Below are 9,223 nucleotides of genomic sequence, written 5' to 3' on the forward strand. Positions count from 1 at the left end.
ACCCGCGAGGGCAACGACTTCTACCACGAGATGATCGAGTCCGGCGTGGTCAACCAGGACAAGCCGGAAGAGTCCAAGGTCGCGATGGTCTACGGCCAGATGAACGAGCCGCCGGGCAACCGCCTGCGCGTGGCGCTGACCGGCCTGACCATGGCCGAGTACTTCCGCGACGAGAAGGACGCCAGCGGCAAGGGGCGCGACGTGCTGTTCTTCGTGGACAACATCTACCGCTACACGCTGGCCGGTACCGAAGTGTCGGCGCTGCTGGGTCGCATGCCGTCGGCGGTGGGTTACCAGCCCACGCTGGCCGAGGAAATGGGCGTGCTGCAGGAGCGCATCACCTCGACCAAGACCGGTTCGATCACCTCGATCCAGGCCGTGTACGTGCCCGCGGACGACCTGACCGACCCGTCGCCGGCCACCACCTTCGCCCACCTGGATTCGACCGTGACCCTGTCGCGTTCGATCGCCTCGCTCGGCATCTACCCGGCGGTGGATCCGCTGGACTCGACCAGCCGCCAGATGGATCCGAACGTCATCGGCCACGAGCATTACGAGACCGCCCAGCGCGTCCAGCAGACCTTGCAGAAGTACAAGGAACTGAAGGACATCATCGCGATCCTCGGCATGGACGAGCTGTCGGAAGAAGACAAGCTGGCCGTGTCGCGCGCGCGCAAGATCGAGCGCTTCTTCAGCCAGCCGTTCCACGTGGCCGAAGTGTTCACCGGCTCGCCGGGCAAGTACGTCTCGCTGAAGGACACCATCCGCGGCTTCAAGGGCATCTGCGATGGCGAGTACGACCACCTGCCGGAGCAGGCGTTCTACATGGTCGGCACCATCGAGGAAGCCGCCGAGAAGGCCAAGAAGCTCGCGGCGTAATCGTAATAACGTAGGGGCAGGCCCCATGCCTGCCCATGAAAGGTAAAGACATGGCATCCACCATCCGTTGCGACATCGTCAGCGCCGAGCAGGAAATCTTCCGTGGCGAGGCCGAGCTGGTCGTCGCCACTGGCGAACTGGGCGAGCTGGGCATCGCGCCCAGGCATGCACCGCTGATTACCCGCCTGAAGCCGGGCAAGGTCGTGGTGACCGTGCCGGGCGGCGAGAAGCTGGACTTCGCCATCTCCGGTGGCATCCTGGAAGTGCAGCCGACGGTGGTGACGGTGCTGGCCGACACCGCGATCCGCGCCGAGGACATCGACGAAGCGGCAGTGCGCAAGGCCAAGGAAGAAGCCGAGCGCGTGCTGGCCAACCGCAGCGAAGCGATGGACGTGGCCGAAGCACAGCAGCGCCTGGCCGAAGTCACGGCGCAGTTGCAGGCACTGGAACGCCTGCGCAAGAACCTCAAGCATTAATCGACGCGCGATATCGCATCATTGAAACGCCGGCCCAGTGCCGGCGTTTTGTTTTTGCGTCTTCGATGGAGAGCTGTCAGCCAGATGCGGATATGCATGGCAATGCGTCAGCCTGCAATATCTCAGAGCGCGTTCTGTTTCCGGTCGTTTGCTTGATCGGCTTGCGCTTGCACGTTGTTCTCGAAAAGAGTGCGGAACGTCTTGGTGGTGTAGGTCAGCAGCATCGTGTCCGATACATGCGGGGCGTCCAGATGCACCCAACTGTCGCCCTGTTCAAACACCGCACTCCCAAAATCCATGAAGGAATTGTAGTTCTGGCGAACCCGGTGGTACTTGCTGCTGAGCGTACCGATCGCCTGGCCGACCTCCTTGGTTTCCATCCGGTTGCCCCGTGAAAACAACAGCATTGCCGCCTGCATGTTTCCCTCGGGGTCGTAGATCAGCATCGCTTTCTGCAAACCTTCGATGTTCAGGTCATTGCCGTTGATCTCGTAAACAACGCCGTCTGCATTTGTATCCGCGATGCCGTCTGCATCTGTATCAACGATGGCGGGCGTTGGGCGAACGCCCAGTACCTGCTCCGCGCCTTCCAGATTGGAATAACCAAGTTCCAGCCCAAGCGGCATGGCGTTGACCGGCTCGGCGCGCGCGACACGCGGCTCCACCTTCGGCGCGGAAGGCTTGTCCGTCGCCTGTTTGGCTGCTGCGGTTTTATTGCTGGATGGATCCGTCGGGTTGCAGGCGGCAACCATCAGGACAAGCCCAAGCAGCACTAGGTTCTTGTGCATGACCATTTACTCCAGTTGTAGTGAGGCCACTCGTAGTGAGGCCGGCGCGTCAGCAGCCGCCGGAATCCCATTCAAACTGGTTGGTCAGCGGGTTCCATTTCTGCTGCGCCTGAAAGCGTACGCGCTTGCCGTTTGAATACACGCGGTAGCAGTCGCCGTTGCGACAATTCGTGTTGCATGTGGTGTAACCGGGGCGTGGTGCCGGCTTGGCCGGCCAGGGATCATTACCGCCGCTCACCTGTGCCGTACGCGCGGGTGTCGGAGTTTGCAGCACGGTTTCGGACAGATAGCCAAGCCGGTAGCCGGACTCGACGAAGACTTCCCGCCAGCCCGGGCTGGGCGTGTCGATGGGATACACGCGGGTACCCTTGGGCAGGCTGATGAGCACCTTGGCATCAGTGGAAGGCTGCGCGCGCAGGTTGGCGCTGGCGCTGGCAACCGTGGCATGGCTGCGCTCCGGCAGCAGCGCCTTGATGTTCCCCATCGCGAGTTCATTTCCCTGCTGCGCGGACTTGGCATACCAGTAAAGCGCCGATGCCGTATTGCGTTCGACACCCTTGCCTTCGAAATAGGCAACGCCGGTGTTGTTTTGTGCGCTGGCATCTCCAAGCTCGGCGGCCTTGAGCTTCCATTTGAAGGCTGTCTGCGGGTCGCTTTCGTCAAGCAGCAGACTCGCGTTGTACATGGACGCAGTGCTTCCTGCCTCGGCTGCACGCTGGTAGTGCTGCAGTGCAAGTTTCAAATCCTTTTGCACGCCGAGCCCATTGCTGTACATGTAGCCCATGCCGAAGTCGCCGTTTGTCGTTTCGCCAGTTTCAGCCTCTTCGCGATACAGCTTCATTGCACGTGCGTAGTCCGTGGCGGTTCCCCAGCCATTCCTCAGCAAATCGGCAAGCCGCCATTTCGCAGGCGCATGATTCCGGGCCACGGCCATTTCATACCAACGCGCAGCGGCAGCGTGATCCTTGGGCATGCCTAGTCCGTCTTCTGCAAGGATGCCAAGGTTGGTTTGCGCGCGGGGATCTCCCTGTTTTGCAGCCTTGATGTACCAGTGGATCGCCTGCTGGTAGTTCTGAGCTAGCCCAATGCCATATGCGTAACGAACGCCAAGTGCGTTTTGCGCATCGGCATCACCCTGATCTGCCGCCGTTTGCAGCAGGTTGATGGCGCGCCGCAGATCATCGGGCGGGTCTGCTTTGCCGTCCGAAAGGAGAACGCCGAGATTGTGCATGGCGGGCAGATGGCCCTTCGCTGCGGCCTTTTCGTACCAGATGGCGGCTTGGTTCCCGTCCTTGGGTACGCCGCTGCCGTGAGTGTATGCAAGCCCCATGGCGAATTCGGCTGGCGCATGGCCTTTCTGGGCAGCGCGGCTGAACCATTGAACCGCCAGCGGGTAATTGCGCTCGATACCGGGAAGCGTCTGGTCGTAATAGACCGCCCCCAGACCAAATTGCGCTTCGGCATCCCCGGCTTCGGCACCCGCCTGCAATCTCGCCAGCACATCGTTTTCAGCCGCAGGCTTTGTGGGTTCGGTCTGCGTGCTTGCGCTCGCTTGATTGGTGCCGGGGGCGGGTTGCGCCAGCAGCGCCCATGCAGGCATCAGGCAGCAGGCGAAGAGTGCAACGCGAATGGATTTGGATGGCATGAGCGTTCTCGGCAAGGCAGGCATGAACCGCCTGCGACAGGTCTGTGAATCTGCTGGTTGCGGGTGCTGCGATGCGGGCGGCGACAGACTATGGCTTGCCCGGGCGATCCCGATAAATAACGGAATCGTATATAACAAAAGCGACTATAGCGTAGCCGCGCACTTGTTGCGCGACTATGGCCAAGACCCTCCACCGCCAAGAGAACGAGATTTTCCGCGAGCACCTTCGGCGCGCGCGGGAAGATGCGGGTTTGACGCAGGCGGACCTCGGGCAGGCCGTCGGGCGGACGCAGGTCTTCATCAGCCACGTTGAACGGGGCGTGCGCCGGCTGGATGCGGTTGAACTGCTGGAACTGTGCCGCGCGATGGGTGTGGATATGGCGTCCTTCATCGCCGCGTTCCAGCAGGAGGCCGATGCACTGCCAAAAAAGCGCGCGCCGCAGGCCAGGCGAACCGGGACGCCGCGCAGCGGGAAGTGACGGCAGTCCGGCAATCGGATTCATTCGTCCAACCCTGCCGCCCGCAGCACCACACGGCACAGCACCGCACGAAACAGGGGATCGCCCCCGGTGGCGGCAAACGCTGTTTCCAGTTGACGCAGCAAGGCCTCACCACGACCCGTGGGCGAGAGCTGGCATCTTCGCAACTTGTGCCAGATGGCCCGGGTCAGCATCAGATCGGCCTCGCGCGTGGGCCAGCCGCTGCGGCTTGACCATGCGACTGCTTGCCCAATCAAGGCATCAACGGAGGACGGGTGTTCTTCATGGGGCGGCATCTTCGGGCTCCGGGGCATGCCATGACGCCGCGCCAATACCCGGCGGGCGTCATGTCTGGAACCCCAGAATTGCGGGCGAAGTCCGCCCTGCTTCAGGGCGCGGCTTTTTGCACGTTTTGGATCGTGCCTGCGGTGAAGGCCACCCAGCCGTCAACGCTTGCGATACACCCAATGCCGCGACAGCAAAAAGCCGATGCCGCCAGTCAACATGTCGGCGGCGGGCTTGAGCAATTGCGCCGTGCGCAGGCCGAAGGCATCGTCCAGATGGGCGACGATCCCGGTGTTCAGCGCGGTCAGGGCGACCCACATCACGATGAAGCGCAACGCCGCATGCCGGCCCACATGGGTATCGTCGGCGGCGAAGGTCCATTTGCCGTTCAACCAGAACCCCAGCACCGCCCCGCACAGGCGACCGATCACGTTGGCCGGTTCCACCGGCATGACCCACTGGCTGAGCGTCAGCATCAGCGCGTATTCCAGCAGCCATTGCAGGCCACCGACGACGGCGTAAAAGGCAGCATGGCGGCGCAGGGTCATGGCTGGGCATTGTCCGGCATGCGCGCTGGCGATGCACCGGGCGCATGCGGCAATCGCTAGAATCTGCCGATGCCAACCGGAAACCTTCCATGAGCGCACCACTGCACGTCATCGTCCTTGCCGCCGGCGAGGGCAAGCGCATGAAATCCACGGTGCCGAAGGTGCTGCAGAAGATCGCGGGTCGCCCGATGCTGGCGCATGTGGTCGATGCCGCGCGCGCGCTGTCGCCTGCCGGCATCCACATCGTCCATGGGCACGGTGGCGATCAGGTGCGTACCGCATTCGCCGAGCAGAGTGACATTGCATGGGCGGAACAGGCGCAGCAGCTTGGCACCGGTCATGCCGTGCAGCAGGCGATGCCGGGCGTGCCCGATGGTGCGCAGGTGCTGGTGCTGTATGGCGACGTGCCGCTGATCCGCGCGGAGACATTGCAGCGCTTGCTGGCTGCGCCGGGGCGGTTGGCGGTGCTGGTTGCCGATCTTGATGATCCCACCGGCTATGGCCGCATCCTGCGCGATGCCGAAGGGCGCGTCGGTGCCATCGTCGAGCAGAAGGATGCCAGCGAGGAGCAGCTGCGCATCCGCACCGTCAACACCGGCATCCTTGCCGCTGAATCCACCGCGCTGCGGCGCTGGCTGGAACACCTGCGCAACGACAACGCGCAGGGCGAGTACTACCTGACCGATGTGTTCGCGCAGGCAGCAGCGGAGTTCAGCGCGGCGGAGATGGTACACGTCGCCGATCCGCTGGAAACCGAAGGTGCCAACGATCCGTGGCAGCTCGCGCAGCTGGAGCGTGCCTACCAGACGCGGCAGGTGCGCAAGCTGTGTGCGGATGGCGCGCGCGTGGCCGATCCTGCGCGCATCGACATTCGCGGTACGGTGACCGTGGGGCGTGATGTCGAGATCGATGTCGATGTGGTGTTCGAAGGCGATGTCCAACTCGGTGATGGCGTGCGCATCGGCCCGTTCTGCCGGATCAGGGATGCGGTGCTGGGCGCAGGCACGGAAGTCCGTGCGCATTGCGATATTGACGGCGCGCGCTGCGAAGGCGCGGTGCAGATTGGCCCGTATGCGCGCCTGCGCCCCGGTACCGTGCTGGCCGATGGCGCGCACATCGGCAACTTCGTCGAAACCAAGAACACGACGATTGGCGTGGGCAGCAAGGCCAACCACCTGACCTATCTGGGTGATGCCATCGTCGGCGCTGGCGTGAACGTGGGTGCCGGCACCATCACCTGCAATTACGACGGTGCCAACAAGTTCACCACCACCATCGCGGACAAGGCCTTCATCGGTTCCAACAGCGCACTGGTGGCACCCGTGACCATCGGCGAAGGCGCGACGATTGCCGCCGGTTCCACCATCACCAAGGATGCGCCCGCCGGCAAGCTGACCGTTGCGCGCACGAAGCAATCAACGCTGGAAGGCTGGCAGAGGCCGGTGAAGAAATCATAGGGTGGGGTTTACCCCACCGATGCATTTCGGCACGTCGCATGCAATCGACGGCGCGCGCTTTCCATGAGGTGAGGCAAACCCCGCGTTACGACAGCAACAGATTGGTGAACGGTCGCGTGTTCTTCCAGCGGTAGCCGGAAAAATCGCGCAGGTCGGTGGACAGGATGCGGCCTTCGCCCAGTTGTTCGGCAAGGATCACCAGCGAGGCATCGGCCAGATCCATCGGCAAGTCGCGATAGCGGCGCATCAGCGCGGCAGCGCGCAGCAGCGCATCGTCTGGCGGTTCCGGTACCGTGCAAGCGCCCTGTGCCACGGCATCCATGAACTCCAGCGCCTGATGCATGCCGATGCGGGCAACCAGCAGGTGCGTCACTTCGGTCAGTACCGGCCAGGTGCTGACGAAACCTTCGCCAGCCCAGCGCTGCGCAGCGGCGCGCGCGGCGGCGTGGTGGCGGTCGCGGCGGTTGCCCAATGCAATCCAGAAACCGCTGTCGGCAAGGATCACGGGCCGTCCTGCACGCGCAGCGGAATCTTGTCTTCCAGCGCTTCGGTCAGGTAGGCCTTGTAGTTGGAGGACAGGTCTTCCGGGCCATCGCCTGCGCCGATGTAGCCGGCCAGCAGCGCCAGCGGGTCGCGCTTCGGGCGCAGATGCGCGGCGTGGTATTCGCGCAGTGCATCGCGCAGCAGGTCGGATGCCGAGCCACCGCTGCGTTCCAGCAACTGCTGGTAGCGCAGGGCATCCTCGCCGGTCAGGCGGGCATTGATGCGGACGTCAGTGCTGGACATGGCGGTGTGGCCGGATGGGTTGTCATAAAGTTATGACAAGACGATGGCGATGTCAAACCCGGCAAAACCCATCGGGTGGGGTTTACCCCACCATCAACCCATCAAACGACGTGCAAGCAGTGGTGGGATGAATTCCGCCCTATGGCAGCACCATCGCCACGCACAGCCCGCCGCCCTGTCGATTCAGCAGGGCGATGCGCCCGCCGTGCGCCTCGGCGATTTCGCGCGCCAGCGCCAGCCCAAGCCCGGTGCCATGGCGCTTGGTGGAATAAAACGGCAGGAGTGCGTTGGCGAGTACCGCCTCGTTCATGCCGCTGCCGCGATCCAGCACCTCGATCCGCCAGCCGTCCGGCATGCGCCGCACCGATAGTTTCACTTCATCCGGTGGCGATCCGGATTCGTGCGCGTTCTTCAGCAGGTTGATGAGCGCCTGTTCAAGCTGCGCGGTGTCGAAGCGGGCGATGCCGTCCTCGGGCTGCAACTCGTCGGTGAATGCCACTTGCGCACGCAACTGCGCGATGAAAGGTCGCCACGGCACCGGCTCGCTGCGCGGTGCAGGCAGTTTGGCGAAGCGCGCGTAGTCGCGGATGAAGCCTTCCAGATGCCGCGCACGATCCTCGATGGTGGCAAGCGCAGCGGGCAGGCGCTCATGCTGGCCACGGCGCAACAGTTCCGCGCCGGAATGCGCGAGCGATGCGATGGGTGCCAGCGAGTTGTTGAGTTCATGGCTGATGACGCGGATCACCTTCTTCCACGTCTGCACTTCCTGCCGTCGCAGTTCGGCAGTGAGCTGGCGCAACAGCACCAGTTCGTGGATGCGGCCATTGAGGCGGAAGCTGCGCCGCGACAGGTGGTAAATGTCCTCGTCGTCGTCCTCGCCGACGGTGAACATGCCATCGCCGCCGCGCTCGAAGGCGTCGCGCACGGCGGGATCGGCTGCCGTCAGCACGTCCTCGAAGGCGCGGCCTTCCAGCCGCTTGCCTTCGCCCAGCATGCGCCGCGCCGCAAGATTGCCCAGCACGACGCGGCGCGTTGCATCCACCAGCACCATCGCCACCGGCGTGTTCTGCACCATCGTGTCCAGCAGCAGTTCGCGCTGCACCAGCGCCAGCCGCTGCTCGCGCAGGGCATCACCGAGTGCGTTGTGGGCATCGACCAGTTCGATGAGATCGCTGGCCTTGTCCCAGGTGATGCCGAAGCTGAAATCACCGTCGCGGTAACTCGCAACCGTGCCGGCCAACGCACGGAACAGGGCGCGCATCGGCACCAGTGTGCGCCAGATGATGATGGCAACAATGCTGCCGATCACCCATGCAGCAATCAGCGCGCATGCCCAGACCGGAAGCCAGCGCGACAGCAGCCAGGTGGCGGCGGCAGTCGCGGCGATGCCAACCACCGCGATGGCGATCATGCGCACAGCAATGGGCAGGACGCGAAGGACGCGCATCAGCTTCGCGGAATGCCGAGCCGGTCCAGCCGGCGATACAAGGCCTGCCGCGACAGGCCAAGGTCGGCGGCGGCCTGTGCCAGCACACCGCCGTTGCGTGCGAGTGCAGCTTCGATCGTGGTGCGGTCGGGTTCATCGCCAGCGATGCCGACAGTTTCCGATGTTGCCGGCAATGCAAGATCGGTTGCTGCGATCACTGCATCGCGCGCCAGCAGTGCGGCGCGCTGCATCACGTTGCGCAGTTCACGCACGTTGCCAGGCCACGTGTGGCGTTGCAGTGCGCGCTGTGCATCCTCGCCCAAGCGTTTGCCATTGGGCAGAAAATGCCGCGCCAACGGCAGGATGTCGCGCGGGCGTTGTGCCAGCGGCGGCAACCGCAGTTCGATGCCGTTGAGGCGATAGAACAAATCCTCGCGGAAGCGGCCTTCGGCAA

The 9,223-nt window shown here is 63.7% G+C and carries 12 protein-coding genes; 4 read left to right on the forward strand and 8 right to left on the reverse strand.

Going from position 1 to position 9,223, the window contains the following annotated elements; genetic code table 11:
- Together atpD and QM612_RS03755 are read left to right on the forward strand one after the other, a co-directional pair.
- Positions 1–879, forward strand: an 879-nt coding sequence (gene atpD / locus QM612_RS03750) for a F0F1 ATP synthase subunit beta (protein WP_415252556.1), incomplete at its 5' end; no start/stop codon positions are given.
- A 50-nt stretch (positions 880–929) separates the two neighbouring features.
- Positions 930–1,355: a F0F1 ATP synthase subunit epsilon gene (locus tag QM612_RS03755; RefSeq protein WP_415252557.1), complete on the forward strand. Its 426-nt coding sequence runs from the start codon at positions 930–932 to the stop codon at positions 1,353–1,355.
- Between the two features lie 122 nt (positions 1,356–1,477).
- Here QM612_RS03755 and QM612_RS03760 read toward each other — a convergent pair whose 3' ends face one another.
- Positions 1,478–2,143 carry a hypothetical protein gene (locus tag QM612_RS03760; protein WP_415252558.1) on the reverse strand — a complete coding sequence of 222 codons (666 nt, stop codon included), beginning with the start codon at positions 2,141–2,143 and terminating at the stop codon, positions 1,478–1,480.
- Between the two features lie 49 nt (positions 2,144–2,192).
- Positions 2,193–3,926, reverse strand: a complete 1,734-nt coding sequence (locus tag QM612_RS03765) for a hypothetical protein (RefSeq protein WP_415252559.1) — start codon at positions 3,924–3,926, stop codon at positions 2,193–2,195.
- Positions 3,927–3,964: 38 nt separating this feature from the next.
- Here QM612_RS03765 and QM612_RS03770 point away from each other — a divergent pair, with 38 nt between their 5' ends.
- Positions 3,965–4,267 carry a helix-turn-helix domain-containing protein gene (locus QM612_RS03770; protein ID WP_415252560.1) on the forward strand — a complete coding sequence of 101 codons (303 nt, stop codon included), beginning with the start codon at positions 3,965–3,967 and terminating at the stop codon, positions 4,265–4,267.
- Between the two features lie 20 nt (positions 4,268–4,287).
- Here the strand turns inward: QM612_RS03770 and QM612_RS03775 are convergent, their stop codons facing one another.
- A complete protein-coding gene (locus QM612_RS03775; protein WP_415252561.1) occupies positions 4,288–4,563 on the reverse strand; it encodes a hypothetical protein in 276 nt (91 codons plus the stop codon).
- 150 nt (positions 4,564–4,713) lie between these two features.
- Positions 4,714–5,100 carry a GtrA family protein gene (locus QM612_RS03780; protein WP_415252562.1) on the reverse strand — a complete coding sequence of 129 codons (387 nt, stop codon included), beginning with the start codon at positions 5,098–5,100 and terminating at the stop codon, positions 4,714–4,716.
- Between the two features lie 89 nt (positions 5,101–5,189).
- Between QM612_RS03780 and glmU the strand changes: the two genes are divergently transcribed.
- Positions 5,190–6,557 carry a bifunctional UDP-N-acetylglucosamine diphosphorylase/glucosamine-1-phosphate N-acetyltransferase GlmU gene (gene glmU, locus QM612_RS03785; RefSeq protein WP_415252563.1) on the forward strand — a complete coding sequence of 456 codons (1,368 nt, stop codon included), beginning with the start codon at positions 5,190–5,192 and terminating at the stop codon, positions 6,555–6,557.
- An 85-nt stretch (positions 6,558–6,642) separates the two neighbouring features.
- On the opposite strand, the gene QM612_RS03790 is transcribed toward glmU, so the two are convergent.
- The 4 genes from QM612_RS03790 to QM612_RS03805 all read right to left on the reverse strand — a co-directional run.
- The gene (locus QM612_RS03790; protein ID WP_415252564.1) at positions 6,643–7,062 is read right to left on the reverse strand and encodes a type II toxin-antitoxin system VapC family toxin; all 420 of its coding nucleotides are present in this window, start codon (positions 7,060–7,062) and stop codon (positions 6,643–6,645) included.
- The gene (locus tag QM612_RS03795) at positions 7,059–7,343 is read right to left on the reverse strand and encodes a hypothetical protein (protein ID WP_415252565.1); all 285 of its coding nucleotides are present in this window, start codon (positions 7,341–7,343) and stop codon (positions 7,059–7,061) included. The genes QM612_RS03790 and QM612_RS03795 overlap by 4 nt, the downstream gene beginning before the upstream one ends.
- Positions 7,344–7,482: 139 nt before the next feature.
- Entirely contained in the window at positions 7,483–8,790 is a 1,308-nt protein-coding gene (locus QM612_RS03800) for a sensor histidine kinase (protein WP_415252566.1), read from the reverse strand.
- The coding region (locus tag QM612_RS03805; protein ID WP_415252567.1) for a helix-turn-helix domain-containing protein at positions 8,790–9,223 on the reverse strand (434 nt) is incomplete at its 5' end. The genes QM612_RS03800 and QM612_RS03805, both read right to left, overlap by 1 nt.

Origin of the sequence: Thermomonas sp. (assembly GCF_047606765.1) — a bacterium.
Classification (GTDB): Bacteria; Pseudomonadota; Gammaproteobacteria; order Xanthomonadales; family Xanthomonadaceae; genus Thermomonas.